Below are 17,280 nucleotides of genomic sequence, written 5' to 3'. Positions count from 1 at the left end.
ATTGCACGGAGTGCACCTTGTTGTGCGGAGGGTCTCACGCCCCTTTGCCAGAGGCGCCACCCCCACGCCTTCGCTGCATCCGCGACGCCGCCTCAGCCCAGGTAGCGCGCCCTCACGTCCGCGGGGAGCATGCCGCCACCGGTGAGCCACGCAAGGTGGGTGGCTCCCTCTGGAACGCGACTTTCCACGCTCGAACGAGGTCCGCCACCCTCCCGAGCGGCCACCTCTCCCGCAACTCGGCGGATGGCTTCCAGCGCCGCGGCCGCGGACGGCTCCACCACTATGCCCTCAGAGGCATGCAAGGCCTTGACCTGGCCCGTCATCTGCTCGTCCGATGCCGTGACGCAGCCCGCGATCAGCCCCTGCATGGCACGGCCCACAAAGCCCGAGGGACGCCCCACGGCCAGACCGTCCGCGACCGTGCGGGTGGTGAGTCCGAGCTCCGCCACGGAGATGCCGTCGTGGAGTCCCGTGTGCAGCCCCAGGAGCATGCACGGCGCCTGGGTGGGCTCCACGAACACGCAGCGCACCGCATCCCCGAACTCCCGCGCCAGACCGTAGGCCACCCCACCGGGTGCCCCTCCGATCCCGCACGGCAGGTACACGTAGAGGGGATGGTCCTGATCCACGGCGATGCCCTGCTCCGCGAGCTGGCGCGCCACGCGCGCGCCGGCCACGGCGTACCCGGCAAACAGGCTCAGGGAGTGCTCGTCGTCCACGAAGTGCACCGAGCCATCGTGCTCCGCAGCCCTGCGACCCGCCGCCACGGCCTCCGTGTAGTCCGTGCTGTGCTCCACCACCTCCACGCCCCGCGAGCGCAGCAGGTCCTTCTTCCACTGCTGGGCATGGGTGGACATGTGCACCGTGGCCTGCAGTCCGAGGGCGGCGGAGATGATCCCGATGGACAGTCCCAGGTTGCCGGTGGAGCCCACCACCACGCGGTGCTCGGCCATGAGGGCGCGCAACGGTGCCCTGCTGAACGCCGTCGAGTCCTTGTCCGCATTCGGGCGGGTTGTCGGGTCCGGCAGGAGGCCGTGGGCCACGGCCAGTGACTCCGCGTACTGCAGCACCTCGTGCACTCCCCCGCGCGCCTTGACGGAGCCACTGACCGGGAGGATGTCATCCCTCTTGAGGAGCACCCGCCCACTCCGCACCCCGGCGGCGTCCTGCCAGGCCGAGGCCTCCTGCAGCGGCGACTCGATGAGTCCGCCCGCTGCGGCGGTGTCCGGGAAGGTCGCCGCGATCCAGGGGCGGAAGCGCTCGAGGCGCGCGGCGGCGTCGTCGACGATCGCGGGGTCCACCCCGGACGCCGCGTGCCCCTGCGCGGCGTCCGTCGCGGCGGGATTCCACCAGGTCAGGGGCTCTTCCCGTGCCAGGCGCGCGGCCAGCGGATCTGCGAGGAGACCGCCGGGGACGGCGTCCTCCCCAGCCGGGGGCAGGGATGCGGGGCGCGGGTCGGGACGCTGTGCTGTCATGCGTCCATCATGGCGCCGTCAAGGGAAGGGGACCACCAGGGGCCGCCTCACACCACCCGGCGCGTGCTCCCCGGGCGGGTGGCGTGCATGGCCACCGCCGCCACCAGACCCGCGACGCCCGCCCCCAGGGTGAGCACGAAGCCGCGTTCGGGCACCTCGGACAGGAGCCCGCCCATCGCCGAGCCGAACGAGACCCCCAGGACGATGCACGTGGTGAGCATGGTCATCACACTGGCCATGCGGTGCGAGGGCGCAACCTCCTCGCCCCGGGTGTAGGAGCTCACCAGCAGAGTGCCCACGCCGAGGCCCGTGGCCGCGAAGAGGACCGAGAGCGCCCCCGGCCCCGGGACGCCCATCAGCAGCACGGCCGTGACCCCCACGACGAGCGCCCCGCACGCCACGCGCACCGACAGCGGCACACGGGACGGCAGACGGGACACCAGCAGGCTCGCGAGCGCACTGCCCACGCCCATGCAGCCGTAGATCAGTCCGGTGTACGCCTCCGTCCCGCGCTCGGCGTTGATGGCCGTGAGCGCGGTCTGCGTGGACCCGAACACGGTGCCCACGCACAGGCATGCGAGCATCGGCGGCAGCACGGCGGCCCAGCGGATCCGTGGGGCGGAGCCGTCCGTGACCTCGATCGAGCGGGTGTCCAGGGTCAGGTTGCGACGCTGCGCGAGGTAGACGATGAAGCACCCCTGACCGAGCAGCACCCACACCATGAGCACCACGAGCGCGGGGTTCGGCCCCAGCACCCCCACCAGCACGCCCGCGATCACGGGGCCCAGCACGAAGCCCACCTCGTCGCACGCGGTCTCGTAGCCCAGGGCCTTGCTCACCAGCCCGGGCGTGCCACGACGCCGCGCGAGCGCCGACCAGCGCGCCCTCGCGATGGCGCCGATCTGCGGATTCGCGGCGCCGATGACGGCCCCGGCCACGAGCACAAGGGAGGAGGGCGCCTCGAGCAGCACCACGCTCAGCAGAGCACTCATGCCGAGCAGCTGCACCAGGGTGGCGGACACGACCACGGGCAGCGGTCCGAAGCGGTCGACCATCCGGCCCAGCAGCGGAGCCCCCACCGCGGAGCCCAGGCCCGTGGCGGCCACGGTGAGACCGGCGAGCCCCAGCCCCAGGCCCGCGCCGCTCACGTAGAGCAGCACGCCCAGCTGCACGGTGGCGGCGGGCAGGCGGCCGATGAGTCCCGTGATGAGGAACGGCCAACCACCCGCGGACACGAGCGAGGGGGCACCGGCCAGTGCGGGCGGCGTCGTGCGCGGGGAATCGTGGGGCGGGGGTGTGCTCATGTGCGTGCTCCTGGGTACGACCGACGACCGCGCACCCGACCACACACGCGGAGAACCCCTGACAACGTTGCCGATTCTACCGGCGCCCCGCCAGGCGGTGGTGCTGCCTTGTGGAGCAAACGCAGCCTGAGCAGCGAAAATTTGCTTTTGCTCCGTTAGTGCAGACCCCCCACCCCGGGATTAAATGCAGATTTTGCCGCCTACTGCCCGGTAGACGGCAAAACCCGCACTTCATCCTCAGGGGGTGGAGTGGGCGGGTCGGCTCTGCACGCATCCCCACATGCCGTGCACGCCAGGACCAGCCGCCATGTGCCCCGCATCACATACTGGGAGCATGACGAACACAGCAGACAGCGCGCGCCACACCGTCGTCGTGGGCGCAGGCACCGCAGGATCCATCGTCGCCGGGCGCCTGGCCGAGGCCGGACACCGCGTCACCCTGATCGAGGCGGGTGGTGAGGACACCAACCCGGCCATTGCGCACCTCTCCCGCCTGGGCGAGCTCTGGCACAGCCCCGAGGACTGGGACTACTTCACCGTGCCGCAGGAGCACGCCTCCGGCCGGGTCATCCACTGGCCGCGCGGTCGCGTGCTGGGCGGCTCCCATGCGCTCAACGCCGCCATCTGGGTGCGCGGCAACCCGCTCGACTACGACGACTGGGCCGCCGCGGGCTGCGAGGGCTGGGCGTGGCGCGACGTCGCCTCCGTCTTCGAGGCTCTCGAGGCCTACGACGGCCCCTCTGCGGACGACGACGCCGCCGCGCCTCGCGGCACGGACGGCCCCGTTCCCGTGGTCGGCAGCTACCACCGCAGCCCCATCTTCGACTCGATCATCGCGGCCGCCGAGGCCGTGGGGGTGCCGTTCAACGCCGACTACAACTCCGGCTCCCAGGAGGGCATCTCCCAGGAGCAGCTGACCGTGGCCGACGGCAGGCGCGTGACCACCTACATGGCGTACGCGAAGCCGTGGGTGGACCGGGGCGCCATCGAGGTCCGCACCGGGGCGGTGGTGGAACGGCTCATGCTCACGGACGGCCGGGTGACGGGGGTCCAGCTGCACGCGAGCCCGAACGCCGAGGTGGAGGCCGTCTCACCCGAGGAGCCCACCGCGGACCTCCGCTCGGACGGGGAGGTCATCGAGGCGGACGAGGTGGTGCTGTGCGCCGGGGCGCTCGACAGCCCCAAGATCCTCATGCGCTCGGGCATCGGCCCCGCGGAGCACCTGCGGGAGGTGGGGATCGAGCCGGTGGTGGACCTGCCCGGCGTGGGTGAGAACCTGCACGACCACCTGCTCGTGCCCGTGATCGCGGAGGCCACGGCCCGGACCATCGAGCACCCCGAGGACGAGATCGCGGTGACCCAGACGCACCTGTTCTGGAAGTCCTCGGAGGACCAGGACCGCCCGAACACCCAGCCCCTGCACTTCTGCGTGCCCATGTACGACGACCAGATGGAGGGCCCCGCCAACGCCTTCACCCTGCACACCGGGCTGGTGCGCCCGTACTCGCGGGGCCGGATCACCCTGACCGGGCCCAGCAGCACGGATCCGGCGAACTACGACCCCAACATCTTCTCGGACCCCCGGGACCGGGAGGCGCTGCGCGCATCGCTGCGGCAGGGGCGGGCGATGGCGGCGTCGTCCCCTCTGGCCGAGGAGTGGGGCGCGCGGGAGATCTACCCCGGATTGGACGTGGTCACCGATGCGGACGAGGACGCCTACATGGACCGGGCCGTGACCACCTACCACCACCAGGTGGGCACGTGCCGCATGGGCACCGACCAGATGGCCGTGGTGGACCCCGCCACGCTGCGCGTGCGTGGAGTGGACGGTGTGCGGGTGGTGGACGCCTCCGTGATGCCGTTCATCACCAACGGCAACACGAACGCCCCCTCCGCCATGATCGGCGAGAAGGGGGCGCGGATGCTGCTGGGAGAGTGACCTGAGACCGGGTCACCGGAGCCGAGGCCCGACCAGGGACCGGGAGAGCGCGTGCGCTCCGGGGCGGCGTGCAGACCCCCAGGCGGCTGTTGGACCACGAGAAATGCGCTCCGCCGCAATCGGCAGAGCGCATGTCTCGTGGTCCCCGGGGAGCTGTCCTCGCCCGCGAACGAATGATCAGGGAGTGATCAGGAGATCACCGTGATGTTCGTGGCCTGCAGGCCGCGGTCGCCCTGCTGCACCTCGAACTCGACCTTGTCGCCCTCGTTGAGGGAGCGGAAGCCGCCGGAGTTGATGCCGGAGAAGTGGGCGAAGACGTCGTCGGAGCCGTCCTCGGGGGCGATGAAGCCGAAGCCCTTGTCAGCGTTGAACCATTTGACGGTGCCAGTAGTCATAGTCAGACCTGTCTTTCTGGAAGAAAGTGAGCTCGTCCCGAATTTCGGGGGCTCGGCGTTGCGATGCTTGCCATGAACGTTTCTTCAGAAAAACTGCCACACCTCAGACGGTGGGGTGATGCTTAAAAGACAAAACGAAACCTCAACAACTTCTCCTCAAGCTACGGCCCCGGCGGGCCGGAGTCAAACGTCGCGCCCCCGACGCCCCTCCGACCCGCCCTCCTCCACACGGCCCCGGGTGCCCGGTCTCAGACGCGCGCTGCGGCGAACGGGTAGTCCACGTAGCCCTTGGGTCCGCCCAGGTAGAAGGTCTTGGGGTCCGGGGTGTTCAGCTCCAGGCCGTCCCGCCAGCGCTCCACCAGGTCCGGGTTGGCGATCAGCTCACGCCCCACCATGACGCCGTCCGCGAGGTCCGCGGCCATGATGTGCTCGGACTCCTCGAGCTCGGTGTACTCGCTGAAACCGCTGTTGAGGTAGAACACCCCGTCGAACTGGCCGCGCAGCTCCTGCACGAACTCGCCGTCGATGTCCCTGTGCAGCACGGAGAGGTACGCCAGGCCCAGGTCCCGCAGGCCGGCGAGCAGCGCGGAGTAGGTGGCGCGGACGTCGTCGTGGTCGTCCTCGATGGCGCCCTGGACGTTGTGCTCGGGGGAGATCCGCAGACCCACCCGGTCCCCGCCGATCTCCTCGGCGACGGCGCGCACCACCTCGATCACGAAGCGCGCCCGGTTCTCGGGCGAGCCGCCGTACTCGTCCTCACGGTGGTTGGCGGATGGGGCCAGGAACTCGTGGAGCAGGTACCCGTTCGCGCCGTGGATCTCCACACCGTCGATCCCCGCGTCCACCGCACGGCGCGCGGCGGAGACGAACTCCTGCCGGATGCGCGGCAGCTCGTCGGTCTCCAGCGCACGCGGCACGGGAATGGGCTCCTTGCCGCTGGGCACGTGGGTCTGCTGGTCGATCCCGACGGCGCTCGGGGCCTCCGGCGTGGCGCCTCCCGTGAGCTCGGGGTGCGAGACGCGGCCCGCGTTCATGACCTGCATGAACACCACACCGCCCTTGTCGTGGACCCCCTCGGCCACGCGGGACCATCCGAGGGCCTGCTCGGAGGTCTCGATCCCGGCCTGGCCCCAGAACCCACGGCTCGTCAGTGCGGGGAACGTGCCCTCGGTGACCACGAGCCCCGCGGAGGCCCGTTGCGCGTAGTACTCCACGTTCATGTCCTTGGGCACACCGTCCTCGTCGGAGCGCATCCGGGTGAGCGGCGCCATGGCCACACGGTTTGTGAGCTCGAAGGCTCCTACGGTGATGGGGTCGAACAGGGTGGGCATGCGGGTCCCTCCGTTGAAACTGCGGTTACTGCCTGGTCATCAGGGACAACACCCTTGCTGCGCTGACCATTCCTGCGGAAAGTTCACGGGGTGCGGAGACCGCCGCAGAGGCACGCCGACGCCCCTCCCCCACACCCCGGGCACACCAGGGGCCGGGTGCCCCCGCTTCCGCGAGCGGTCCGCGCCCAGCCCCGTCGATCCCCCATCGGGTCACCTGCTCACCCGATCATTCCCCCGGTCTTGCGCAGTGCACGGCACTGCATGGAGCGAGGTCGCGGTTCAGCGGGAGATCACCTTGCTCGCCGCCACGGACTTGAGGCCCTCCACGCCGAACTCCAGGCCGAAGCCGGACTTCTTGATGCCGCCGAAGGGGATGCGGGGGTCCACGGCGCCGTGCTTGTTGATCCACACCGTGCCGGCCTCGAGGCGCTGCGCCACGGCCATGGCGTTGTCCGTGCTGGAGCTCCACACGGAGGCACCGAGCCCCACGTCCAGGCCGTTGGCCATGGCCACGGCCTCGTCCACGTCCGAGTACTTGATGACGGGCAGCGCGGGGCCGAACTGCTCCTGGGTCACCAGGGGGTTGTCGTTGGGCAGGTCCGCGATGATCGTGGTGGGGTAGAAGTAGCCGGGCTGCTCGGCCACCGGGTCCCCGCCCATGAGCACACGGCCACCGCCCTTCTTGGCGTCCTCCACGAGCCCGGCCACGATGTCGTACTGCTGCTTGTTCTGCAGCGGGCCCAGCACGTTCTGCTCCTCGCGGCCGTTGCCCATGGGCATCTGCCGGGCGACCTCCACGAGGGCCTCGCACACCTCCTCGTAGACGTCCTCGTGCACGTACAGCCGCTTGAGCGCCGCGCACGTCTGGCCGGTGTTGATGAACGCGCCCCAGAAGAGGTCTCCGGCGACGGCCCGGGCGTCCACGTCCGGGAGCACGACGCCGGCGTCGTTGCCTCCCAGCTCCAGGGTCAGCCGGGCGAGGCCGTCCGCCGCGGCGCGCATGATGGCCTGACCGGTCTTCGTGGAGCCGGTGAACATGATCTTGTCGACGCCCTCGTGGGTGGACAGCGCCTTGCCCACCTCGCCGCCGCCGGGGACCACGCGCAGGACGTCCGCGGGCAGCGCCTGGTTGAGCACGTGCACCAGGCCCACCACGGACAGCGGCGTGTACTCGGAGGGCTTGACCACCACGGTGTTGCCCATGCGCAGCGAGGCCGCGACCTGCCACACGGTGATCATCATGGGCCAGTTCCACGGGCCGATGGCCCCCACGACGCCGAGCGGCACGTACTGCATCTCCGCGTACCCGGACTCGTCGTCCACGAGCACCTCGGGCTCCAGCGGGAAGTCCGCGCTGGCACGCAGCCACCCCACGCAGCCGCCCACCTCGAACGCCGCGTTCGGACCGTTCTTCACGGGCTTGCCCTGCTCGCGGGAGAGCAGCTCGGCGAGCGCCTCGGCGTTCGCCTCGACGGCGTCCGCGGCCCGGTGCAGGTACTCGGAGCGCTTCGCGTGCCCCAGCCCTGCCCAGTCCGGTTGGGCCGCGCGGGCGGCGGCCACGGCGTCGTCGAGCTCGGCGGTGGTGGACTCGTGGACCGTGCCGACCACCTCCCCCGTGGCGGGGTCCAGGATCTCGTGGCCGGACGGGTCCGTGATGGCGGAGAGCAGGTCTTGGCAGGTGTTCACAGTGGCTCCTCTGGGGCGGTGGACGGGCGGCGCGGGCGAGCGCGGTGAGCGCGGTGAGCGCGGCCGACTGCCCCCATTGTGCCGTGGATCACTCGCGCGCGGCAGGCGTCGGAGGTGCTGCGCAGGCAGAGACAAGTGCGACGCACTGTGGGACAAGGTGCTCCGATGTTGTCCAGGACACACTGAAGACAACGATCCCCGGACCACAGGAGGCCCCCGTGGCAGAGACCACCACCCTTGCGAGACGTCACCTGTCCACCACGTCCGTGGTGTTCATGATCATTGCGGCATCCGCCCCGCTGACCGTGCTGGCGGGCGGCGCCCCCACCAGTTTCGCGGTGTCCGGGCTGCTGGGCGTGCCCCTGGGCTACCTGGCGCTGGGAATCGTGATCATGGTCTTCGCCGTGGGCTACGGCGCCATGAGCGGGCACGTGCAGAACGCCGGAGCGTTCTACGCCTACGTGACCGAGGGCCTGGGCAACCGGCAGGGCATTGCCGCGGCCATCCTGGCCCTGGTGTCCTACAACATGATGCAGGTGGGCCTCTACGGCCTGTTCGGCTTCTCCCTGGCCACCCTGCTGTCCTCGACCCTGGGCGTGGCCGTCCCGTGGTGGGTGGCCGGGGGGATCGGGTGGCTGGTGGTCGCGGCGCTGGGCGTCAACAGCGTGGACCTCTCCGCCAAGGTGCTCGGCTTCCTGGTGGCCCTGGAGTTCCTGGTGGTCACCGTGGTCTCCGTGATGGCCCTGGTCAGCGCCCCGGAGGGCCTGTCCCTGGAGACCGTGAACCCGTCACACTTCCTCACCGGGGGTGTGGGCGTGCTGCTCGCCTTCGGCATCGCCGCGTTCATGGGCTTCGAGTCCGGCGCCATCTACTCGGAGGAGACCAGGAACCCGCGCCGCACCGTGGCCCGTGCCACGTACATCGCGGTGGGTGTGATCGCCGTGTTCTACGCGCTCTCCGCGTGGGCGCTCTCCGTGGGGGTGGGCCCGTCCGCGATCGTGGGGGCCTCACAGGAGCTCGGGCCGGACCTGGTGTTCGCGTGGCTCGGCGAGCGCAGTCCCGCCCTGGCCACGGTGGCCAACGTCCTGTTCATCACCTCGCTGCTCGCGGCCCTCGTGGCGTTCCACAACGGCGCGGCCCGCTACTTCTTCGCCCTGGGCCGCACCGGCGTGCTGCCCCGCGTGCTGGGCCGGGTGTCCGCCCGCTCCGGCGCCCCCTTCGCGGGGTCCCTCGCGCAGTCCGTGGTGGGCCTGGTGGTCATCGTGGTCTTCGCGGTGGCCGGAGCGGGGTCGGAGCTCGGGGAGATGTTCCCCGTGCTCACCCTGTTCACGTGGCTGACCAACGCCGCCGCCTTCGGGCTGGTGTTCCTGCTGGCCGTGACGTCCGTGGCCGTGGTCGCCTGGTTCGCACGGGACCACCACGGCCACGGGCTCTGGACCCGGCTGGTGGCCCCGGTGATCTCGGCCGTGGCCCTGATCGTCGTGGCCGCGCTGATCCTCTCCAACTTCGACCTCATGATCGGCGCCGAGGGCTTCTCCCCGCTGGTGGTCGTGATGCCCGGGATCATCATCGGCTCCGGCGTGGTGGGCCTGATCTGGGGCGAGGTGCTGCGCCGCACCCGCCCGGAGATCTACGCCGGGATGGACCACGTGGACCAGATCCCCGAGTCCCAGGAGATCCCCGTGGTCCCCGAGCGCCGCTGAGCCCACCCCGTTCCCGGACGACGACGCCGCGCCCGGCCCACGGACGCCCGGCACCACCGCGCACCACCAGTCGGCACCGGGCGCCCGGGGCGCGCTCGGCAGCCGGGTGACCGGGCGGCGTCGTCCCCTCTCTTTTTGTCCCGACAACCCGCAACCCCTGGAGGTACCCGTGAGCAACCCGCATGTCGTGATCGTCGGAGCCGGTTTCGCCGGCCTGGTGGCCGCCCGTGAACTGCAGATGGCAGGCGTGGACGTGGAGATCGTGGAGGCCCGCGACCGCGTGGGCGGCCGCGCCTGGACCGAGGAGCGCATGGGCCGCCCCCTGGAGCTGGGCGCCACGTGGGTGCACTGGATGCAGCCGCACGTGTGGAGCGAGATCACCCGCTACGACCAGAGCATCTACCCCAGCCCGTTCTGCGACGACGCCTACTGGATCACCGGGGGCCGGGTGGAGCACGGCACCGAGGCGGACCTGGATGCCGCTCTGGCCCGCCCGATGGCCAAGATCTTCGAGGACTCGCGGGAGTTCTTCCCGTACCCGTACGAGCCCCTGCACGTGCTGGACGAGAGCAGCGGCAGCACCCCCGAGCTGCGGGAGCGCTTCCGCGCGGCGGACCAGGGCAGCGTCCTGGACTGCCTCGAGGGCGGTGACTTCACCCAGGAGGAGCGGGACCTGTGCGACGCGTACTGGTCCGCCGCGTACATCGGGGACCCGCACCAGGGCTCACCGCTGATGGCCAAGCAGTGGGCGGCACTGTCCGACCACCGGCTGAGCCTGATGGACGAGCAGACCCTGCGCTTCAAGCTCACCCACGGCATGCGGGGACTGTACGAGAACATCGCCGCGGACCTGCGCTGCCCCATCCGCCTGAACACCCCGGTCACGGCGGTCGACCACCGCTCCGACGGCGCCACGGTCACCCTGGGCACCGGCGAGAAGATCTCGTGCGACAGCGTGATCGTCACGGTGCCGGTGGGGGCGCTGCCCACCATCGAGTTCACCCCGGGCCTGCCCTCGGGGATGCGCACCGTGATCGACCAGCGCTGGAACTCCACGGGCTGCAAGATCTGGGTCAAGGTCAAGGGCCACCACAGCATCCTGGGCTACGCGCCCACCCCTCACAAGGCCGCCGTGTTCCGCAGCGAGTTCTTCATGGACGACGACACCACCATCTGCGTGGGCTTCGGCTCCCACCACGACGCCGTGGACCTCACCGACCCGCGGGACGCCCAGGCGATCGTGGACCAGTGGCGCCCGGACCTGGAGGTCGTGGACTGCACGGGCCACGACTGGGTGGCGGACAGGTGGAGCGGTCAGGCGTGGGCCACGCTGCGCTCGGGGCAGTTCACCAACGGCTGGCACCACTTCCGCTCCACCGACTCGCGGCTGCGCTTCGCCGGGGCGGACTGGGCGCGCGGCTGGCGCGGCGTGGTGGTGGACGGCGCCATCGAGACGGGCCTGTCCACCGCCCGGGACGTCCTCCGGGACATCCGCGTCTGAGCCGCACCGCAGGACGACGCCGCTCGCGCCCTTCCAGGGGCGGGCGGCGTCCGCGCATGCGATCCGTGCCGGGCCACCCGGTCCCTGGCCACACGGCCCTCGGTGCCGGGGCACATGCGGTGCGCGGCCCCGGTGTGCCTGCGGTGCACGGTGCCGGTGTGCCTGCGGCGCGCGGGACGCCCGGCGCGGTGCGGCACGGAGGCCGTCGGGCGGCGTCGTGCGGCGGCACTCTCAGGAGGAGCTGAGCACGCGGCGTCGGTAGGCGGTGGGGGACTCCCCGTACTCGGCCTTGAAGGCCTTGCTCACGTGGGCGGGATCCGTGAGGCCGTGTCGGGCGCTGATGGTGTGGACGGCGTCGTCCCGGTGGGCCGGGTCCGCGAGCTCCGCGCGGATGGCGGCCAGGCGCACCGCGCGGATGTGGGCGGCCACCGTGAGGTGCTGTGCCGCGAACCGGCTGTGCAGCTGACGCACCGACACGTACAGGGCGCGGGCGATGGACCCCGGGGAGAGCTCCGGATCCGCGAGGTGGTCGGCGATGTACGCGGTGGCCTGCTGCACCAGGAGGTCCCCCGCGTGCTCCCCGGCCGGCTCCACGACCTCCGCGGAGAGCACACTGACCAGCATGTCCAGCGCGGAGCGCACCAGCTTGCTCGCGTGGGGGCCGCGCAGCAGGTCCATGTTCTCGGCCAGGTTGCGGAACATGGGAACGGCCACCCGGCCCAGACCGTCCTCCTGGCCGATGCGCTGGGCGGTCACCAGGTCCAGCTGGGCGGGGATCAGCTGCACCACCGATCGCGGGAAGGTCATCACCAGGCTGTGCTGGGGGCCGTCGTAGACCAACTCGTACGGGCGGTAGGCCGCGTACAGGCCCAGTCCGCCGGGGCCCAGCACGCACTCCCGCCCGTCCTGGCGCAGCCGCGCCCGACCCTGCAGCTGCAGGCTGAGCTTGAGGTACTCCCCCGCGTCCCGGGCCACCATCTCGGCGGTGCGCACCACCCGGTGGGCGCTGGTGGTCATGTCAAAGAGGTGGACGTCGTCCAGTTCCACCGTGGTGAGATCCGCACGGAACTCGCTGTCCACGGGGGCAGTGATCTCCAGGGCCGCGAAAGAGACGTTGATGGTCTCGCGCCACTGCGCGAGGGTGAGGTCCGTGCGGCGCCCGGCGGCTTCCTGGCCCGTCATGCGCGCCCCCTCTCCGATCCGCCCGCGGCACTGCGGGCCCGTGTCCGCATGCTACGCCGCCGCGGGCCGCGGCTCTGGGCGTCACCGGGGAAACACCCGCACCCCCCTGCCCCTAGAGTGTTCTCAGACCGCGCCGCCGCCCGCCCTCGGGCGCGGCTCCCCGGGCCTGCACCGCTGCGGCCCCGACGTCCGGAGGACCACCATGTACGCCGATCCCACCGACATGAACGCCATCCGCGAGCTGCTCCACGAGATCCTCCGCAACGACCCGGCCCCGCTGCACCTGGGGATCGACCTGGGCGAGATCGAGCAGGGCAAGGTCACCATGTCCATGACCGTCTCGGACTTCATGGCCAACGGCCACGGCATCTGCCACGGCGGGGACCCGTTCACCCTCGCGGACACCACGCTCGCGTACTGCTGCGCCACCGCGGGCGCGCCGATCGTCACGCGCAACGCCGAGATCACGTTCACGGCCCCCGCGCACACCGGCCAGACCATCACGGCCACGGCCACGCGCCGGGTGAGCTTCGGCAGGAACCAGATCTGCGACGTCGTGCTCGAGGCCGACGGTCGCGTGGTCGCCTACTTCACCGGCCAGGGCACCACGCCCCCGGCCCCGAAGACGCAGGTGCAGGCCTGAGCCCGAGCGGCTGAACGATGACGATCCCCGCGGCACCCGTACGAGGTGCCGCGGGGATCAGACCGCGGACCAGCCGCCGTCCGAGGGCAGGACGGCGCCGTTGACGTTGACGCCGTCGTCGCTGGCCAGGAAGCAGATGGAGGACGCCAGGTGGGCCGCGCTGGCCACACCGGGCATGTTCGCCTGCACGGTGGCCAGGCGGGCTCCGCCGAACTGCGAGGCGTCCTTCGGGATCTGGATGCCCGTGGCCACGCCGCCCGGTGCCACCACGTTGAAGCGCAGCCCGGAGGTCGCGTACATGAAGGCGGAATTGCGGGTCATGCCGATCACCGCGTGCTTGGACGCCGTGTAGGCGATGCCCGCCGCGGAACCGCGCAGAGCGGCCTCCGATGCCAGGTTCACCACGCTGCCGCGGCCGGCCTCGAGCATGAGCGGGACCACCGCGCGGGTCAGACGCATCATGGCCTCCACATTCACGGCGAACACCCGCTGCCACGTGGCGTCCGTGACCTCGTGCACCGGGGCGAAGTTGTCCATGATCCCGGCGTTGTTCACCAGGGCGTCGACCCGGCCGTCACAGGCGGCCACGACCCGCTGGGCGGCATCCTCCTCCGTGAGGTTCGCGGTCACGGGCACGAGGTTCTCGCCGAGCTCCTCAGCGAGGCTCCTCAGGCCGTCCTCCGCGAGATCCACGGCGACCACGCGGCCGCCCTCCTGGACCACGCGCATGGCCACGGCACGGCCGATGCCCGACGCCGCTCCGGTCACCACCACGGTCTGGCCGGCGAACCTCTCCGGGGTGGCCTTCTCCACCCACTCGGCGTTGAGCATCTGGGGCATGGCGGGATTCTCGGACATTTCGATCTCCTTCGATCAGCACATCGACGAACAGTGGGGTGGTTCAGACGGAGTCCGTGCGGTGCACGATCCGCCCGTCGCACACGGTCAGCTCCGCGGTGACGTCCTGGAGTTCCCGGACGTCCACCTCGAAGGGATGACGGTCCAACAGCACCAAGTCTCCCAGGAAGCCCTCCGCAATACAGCCCACCCTGTGCTCCTCGAACGAGGCCTTGGCGGCCTCCACGGTGTAGGCGTCCAGGGCCTCGGCCACCGTGATGTTCTGGGTGGTGTCCGTGACCTTGCCGGACACGGACGTGCGGGTCACGCACGCGGAGATGCCCAGCCAGGGGTTGGCCGTGGTCACCGGGAAGTCCGAGTTGCTCGGCGCCGTGATCCCGCGGTCCAGGAATGTGCGCATGGGGTAGGTCCGCCGCATCCGCTCCGGCCCCAGGTTCGTGAGGTAGGAGTCCCCGAGCTCGTGGAGGAACGCCGTGGAGGACGCCGCCACGATCCGGCCCTCGACCAGCCGCCGGAGGTCCTCCTCGGTGGGCAGCGCGCAGTGCTCCACCCGGTGACGACGCCGCGTGACCGCCTTTTCGTATGCCGCCTCGGGGCCCTCGGCCTCGGCGGCGACCTCGCGGCCCGCCCCCTCGATGAGGTCCAGGGCCTGCTCCACGGCGCGCTCCCCGATCCCGTGGATGGCCAGCCGCAGACCGTTGCGCAGCGCCTGGGCGGCCATGGGGGCGATGTCCGGGGTGTCGTAGTAGAGGATGCCGCGGGAGTCGGTGCCCTCGAAGGGCTCCTCCACCGCCGCGGTCCGTCCACCCACGGAGCCGTCCAGGATGAACTTCATGCCCTGGATCCGCACCATGTCGTCCCCCAGGCCGCTGCGGATCCCGGTGCCGATCACCTCGTCGTAGCTGCCGTGGAAGTCACCGAGCTTCAGCGCGAAGTACCACGGGCGGAACCGTGTGGTGAGCTCTCCCTCGTCCTTCAGCCGCAGGTAGGTGCCCATCTCCAGGGGCCCGGTGCTCATGTCGTGCACCGTGGTGAGCCCCCACGCCGCGAAGTCCTGTTGGGCCACGCGCATGCCGTCCAGCAGCTCGTCCGCCCCGCTCACGGGCAGGTCCGCGAGCGACATCGCGGTCTCCTGGAGCAGCCCGGTGGGCTCACCGCTCTCATCCCGCACGATGCACCCGCCGGAGGGATCCGGAGTGTCCCGGGTGATGCCCATGCGCTCCAGCGCCGCCGTGTTCACGAGCGCCATGTGCGCGCACGTGCGCTTGAGGTACACCGGGTGCTCCGGTGCGGCCTCGTCCAGGTCCGCGCGGGTGGGCCCGCCCCCGTTCATGCGGTGCTCGTCGTAGCCCCAACCGATCCCCCACTCCCCCGCCGCAGTCTCCCGGGCTGCCTCACGGATAGCCGTGACGACGTCGCCCGCTCGCGGAGTGACGGACGGCCGGCAGTCCGCGTTCAGCGCCAGCCGCGCGTACAGCCCCGGGTGCCCGTGCGTCTCGATGAGCCCCGGCATGAGGTACCGCCCGCCCGCGTCCACCACCGGCGCATCCGGTGCCGTGCGGCGTCGTGCCTCGCCGGTGTCCCCCACGAAGGTGATGACGCCGTCCTGGACCACCACGGCCTGCGGCTCGGGACGGTACTGCCCGGCGGGTCGGTGCACCACGGCATTGACCACGGTGAGGCTGCGGGTGTTCTGCCCTGTCATGTCTGATTCCTCGTTTCCACCGGGGTCACCGGTTCAGCAGGTCTCCAGAGATCTGGTCCACGTTCTGCTCCTCGTCGCGGCGGATGAGCCGGCGGGCGGCGATCGAGGAGACCAGGGAGATGACACCCAGCACCATCAGCAGCAGGGCCGGGCCCGTGGAACCGCCGCCCGTGACACCGAGGATCCACGCGGCGAGCGCGGGCATGAACCCGGCGATCACGCCCGCGAAGTTGGCGCACATGGCGATCGCGGAGTAGCGGACCTTCACCGGGAACAGCTGGGTGAGCATCGTGCCCACCGGCGCGTACGGGATGGACGCGAAGCCGATGCCCAGGATCATCGCGGCGGTGATCCACGCGACGTCGCGCGTGTCCACGAGCCAGAAGATGGGGAACGCGAGCACCGTGGCCAGTGCGTAGCCCAGGACCACCACGATGGACGGGGAGGTCCAGTCCGCCAGCTTGCCGGCCACGGACATGGTGACCAGCTGCGCGACCGCACCCCACGTGATGGCCGTGAGGATCACGGTGGAGGGCAGGCCGAGCTCCCCGGTGACGTAGCTGATCATGAACGTGGTGAGCACGAAGAACCCGGCGTTGCCGAACAGGTACGTGCCCACGCCCAGGATCAGGCGGCCGGGCACGGTCCGCAGGATCTCGACGGCGGGCAGGCCCTCCTTCTCCTGGGGAGCGGCCGCGCGGGCGGCCTGGGCATCCTTGTAGTCGTCGGTCTCGTCCACGCGCAGCCGGATCCACACGCCCACGACGACCAGCAGGATGGAGATCAGGTACGGGATGCGCCAGGCACCCTCCAGGAACTTCTCGCCGGACAGCGCCACCACGGCGGCCACGATCATCGAGGACAGGATGGTGCCGGTGGGAGAGCCCAGCTGCACCACTGATCCGTAGAATCCGCGCTTGCCCTCGGGGGCGTTCTCCACCGCCATGAGGGTGGCACCACCCCACTCGCCGCCCGCGGCCATGCCCTGCACGCACCGCAGGACCGCCAACAGGATCGGCGCCACGATCCCAGCGGTCTCGAACGTGGGCAGCACCCCGATCAGCGTGGAGGACACACCCATGGCCACGATCGTGATCATGAGGATGGTGCGCCGGCCCAGCCGGTCCCCGAAGTGCCCCGCGAGCAGCGCCCCGATGGGGCGTGCGATGAAGCCCACCCCGAACAGCAGGAACGAGCTGATCACTGCCAAGGCGGGATCGTCCCCGCCGAAGAACAGCGGCGCAAAGACGATGGAGGAGGTGGTGCCGAACAGGAAGAAGTCGTACCACTCGAGGGACGTGCCCACGTAGGCGCCGACCAGCGCGCGGCGGGCCTTGCGGGGGTCGTGCTGCCGGACGGTCTGGCCGCCCTGCGCGTGGTCTGCGGGACCACCGACGGTGTGGGACATGGGCACCTCTGGATCAGGAGGGAGGAGAACCGGTCCACGCGGTGGCCGGCGGGACCACCACGCTGTGACCCCTGCCCTGCCACTATGTGACCCAGGTCGCAGAGCGTCAAATACCTCGCGAACCCCGTTCGGCAGAAAAGTGTCGACTGT

13 protein-coding genes are annotated in these 17,280 nt (G+C 70.9%); 4 read left to right on the top strand and 9 right to left on the bottom strand.

Going from position 1 to position 17,280, the window contains the following annotated elements; genetic code table 11:
• Nucleotides 1-92: 92 nt before the first annotated feature.
• The gene (gene dsdA, locus D9R02_RS00955) at nt 93-1,475 is read right to left on the bottom strand and encodes a D-serine ammonia-lyase (protein ID WP_121566159.1); all 1,383 of its coding nucleotides are present in this window, start codon (nt 1,473-1,475) and stop codon (nt 93-95) included.
• A 47-nt stretch (nt 1,476-1,522) separates the two neighbouring features.
• Nucleotides 1,523-2,779, bottom strand: a complete 1,257-nt coding sequence (locus D9R02_RS00950; protein WP_121566158.1) for an MFS transporter — start codon at nt 2,777-2,779, stop codon at nt 1,523-1,525.
• 334 nt (nt 2,780-3,113) lie between these two features.
• On the opposite strand from D9R02_RS00950, the gene D9R02_RS00945 reads away from it, so the two are divergent.
• Nucleotides 3,114-4,718, top strand: a complete 1,605-nt coding sequence (locus tag D9R02_RS00945; RefSeq protein WP_121566157.1) for a GMC family oxidoreductase — start codon at nt 3,114-3,116, stop codon at nt 4,716-4,718.
• 188 nt (nt 4,719-4,906) lie between these two features.
• On the opposite strand, the gene D9R02_RS00940 is transcribed toward D9R02_RS00945, so the two are convergent.
• From D9R02_RS00940 to D9R02_RS00930, 3 genes are all read right to left on the bottom strand, one after another.
• Entirely contained in the window at nt 4,907-5,113 is a 207-nt protein-coding gene (locus tag D9R02_RS00940; protein ID WP_019310274.1) for a cold-shock protein, read from the bottom strand.
• A 248-nt stretch (nt 5,114-5,361) separates the two neighbouring features.
• The gene (locus tag D9R02_RS00935) at nt 5,362-6,444 is read right to left on the bottom strand and encodes an alkene reductase (RefSeq protein WP_121566156.1); all 1,083 of its coding nucleotides are present in this window, start codon (nt 6,442-6,444) and stop codon (nt 5,362-5,364) included.
• A 279-nt stretch (nt 6,445-6,723) separates the two neighbouring features.
• Entirely contained in the window at nt 6,724-8,130 is a 1,407-nt protein-coding gene (locus D9R02_RS00930; RefSeq protein ID WP_121566155.1) for an aldehyde dehydrogenase family protein, read from the bottom strand.
• 218 nt (nt 8,131-8,348) lie between these two features.
• On the opposite strand from D9R02_RS00930, the gene D9R02_RS00925 reads away from it, so the two are divergent.
• Together D9R02_RS00925 and D9R02_RS00920 are read left to right on the top strand one after the other, a co-directional pair.
• Nucleotides 8,349-9,833: an APC family permease gene (locus tag D9R02_RS00925; protein ID WP_121566154.1), complete on the top strand. Its 1,485-nt coding sequence runs from the start codon at nt 8,349-8,351 to the stop codon at nt 9,831-9,833.
• 169 nt (nt 9,834-10,002) lie between these two features.
• Nucleotides 10,003-11,334, top strand: coding sequence for an NAD(P)/FAD-dependent oxidoreductase (locus D9R02_RS00920; RefSeq protein ID WP_121566153.1), 1,332 nt, complete (start codon nt 10,003-10,005; stop codon nt 11,332-11,334).
• Between the two features lie 231 nt (nt 11,335-11,565).
• Here the strand turns inward: D9R02_RS00920 and D9R02_RS00915 are convergent, their stop codons facing one another.
• Nucleotides 11,566-12,516 (bottom strand): AraC-like ligand-binding domain-containing protein, encoded by a 951-nt coding sequence (locus D9R02_RS00915; protein ID WP_121566152.1) that lies wholly within the window; start codon nt 12,514-12,516, stop codon nt 11,566-11,568.
• Nucleotides 12,517-12,718: 202 nt separating this feature from the next.
• Here D9R02_RS00915 and D9R02_RS00910 point away from each other — a divergent pair, with 202 nt between their 5' ends.
• Nucleotides 12,719-13,159 carry a PaaI family thioesterase gene (locus D9R02_RS00910; protein WP_121566151.1) on the top strand — a complete coding sequence of 147 codons (441 nt, stop codon included), beginning with the start codon at nt 12,719-12,721 and terminating at the stop codon, nt 13,157-13,159.
• Between the two features lie 57 nt (nt 13,160-13,216).
• Here the strand turns inward: D9R02_RS00910 and D9R02_RS00905 are convergent, their stop codons facing one another.
• From D9R02_RS00905 to D9R02_RS00895, 3 genes are read right to left on the bottom strand one after another with little or no spacing between them, the layout of a single operon-like run.
• On the bottom strand, nt 13,217-14,017 hold the full coding sequence (locus D9R02_RS00905) for an SDR family NAD(P)-dependent oxidoreductase (RefSeq protein ID WP_039100707.1): 801 nt from the start codon (nt 14,015-14,017) through the stop codon (nt 13,217-13,219).
• 43 nt (nt 14,018-14,060) lie between these two features.
• Complete coding sequence (locus D9R02_RS00900) at nt 14,061-15,722, bottom strand: amidohydrolase (RefSeq protein ID WP_121566150.1); 1,662 nt, start codon at nt 15,720-15,722, stop codon at nt 14,061-14,063.
• A gap of 25 nt (nt 15,723-15,747) precedes the next feature.
• A complete protein-coding gene (locus tag D9R02_RS00895; protein WP_121566149.1) occupies nt 15,748-17,130 on the bottom strand; it encodes an MFS transporter in 1,383 nt (460 codons plus the stop codon).
• Nucleotides 17,131-17,280: the final 150 nt, after the last annotated feature.

The sequence above is a fragment of the Kocuria rhizophila genome (assembly GCF_003667225.1).
In the GTDB taxonomy this organism is placed as follows: domain Bacteria; phylum Actinomycetota; class Actinomycetes; order Actinomycetales; family Micrococcaceae; genus Kocuria; species Kocuria rhizophila.
This window is presented reverse-complemented; position numbering and strand designations above follow the sequence as displayed.

Excerpts from the sequence above, each read along its gene's own strand:
- D9R02_RS00905 (WP_039100707.1), bottom strand. The coding sequence starts at position 14,017 with ATGTCCGAGAATCCCGCCATGCCCCAGATGCTCAACGCCGAGTGGGTG.
- dsdA (WP_121566159.1), bottom strand. The coding sequence starts at position 1,475 with ATGACAGCACAGCGTCCCGACCCGCGCCCCGCATCCCTGCCCCCGGCT.
- D9R02_RS00895 (WP_121566149.1), bottom strand. The coding sequence starts at position 17,130 with ATGTCCCACACCGTCGGTGGTCCCGCAGACCACGCGCAGGGCGGCCAG.
- D9R02_RS00935 (WP_121566156.1), bottom strand. The coding sequence starts at position 6,444 with ATGCCCACCCTGTTCGACCCCATCACCGTAGGAGCCTTCGAGCTCACA.
- D9R02_RS00945 (WP_121566157.1), top strand. The coding sequence starts at position 3,114 with ATGACGAACACAGCAGACAGCGCGCGCCACACCGTCGTCGTGGGCGCA.
- D9R02_RS00940 (WP_019310274.1), bottom strand. The coding sequence starts at position 5,113 with ATGACTACTGGCACCGTCAAATGGTTCAACGCTGACAAGGGCTTCGGC.
- D9R02_RS00900 (WP_121566150.1), bottom strand. The coding sequence starts at position 15,722 with ATGACAGGGCAGAACACCCGCAGCCTCACCGTGGTCAATGCCGTGGTG.
- D9R02_RS00910 (WP_121566151.1), top strand. The coding sequence starts at position 12,719 with ATGTACGCCGATCCCACCGACATGAACGCCATCCGCGAGCTGCTCCAC.
- D9R02_RS00950 (WP_121566158.1), bottom strand. The coding sequence starts at position 2,779 with ATGAGCACACCCCCGCCCCACGATTCCCCGCGCACGACGCCGCCCGCA.
- D9R02_RS00915 (WP_121566152.1), bottom strand. The coding sequence starts at position 12,516 with ATGACGGGCCAGGAAGCCGCCGGGCGCCGCACGGACCTCACCCTCGCG.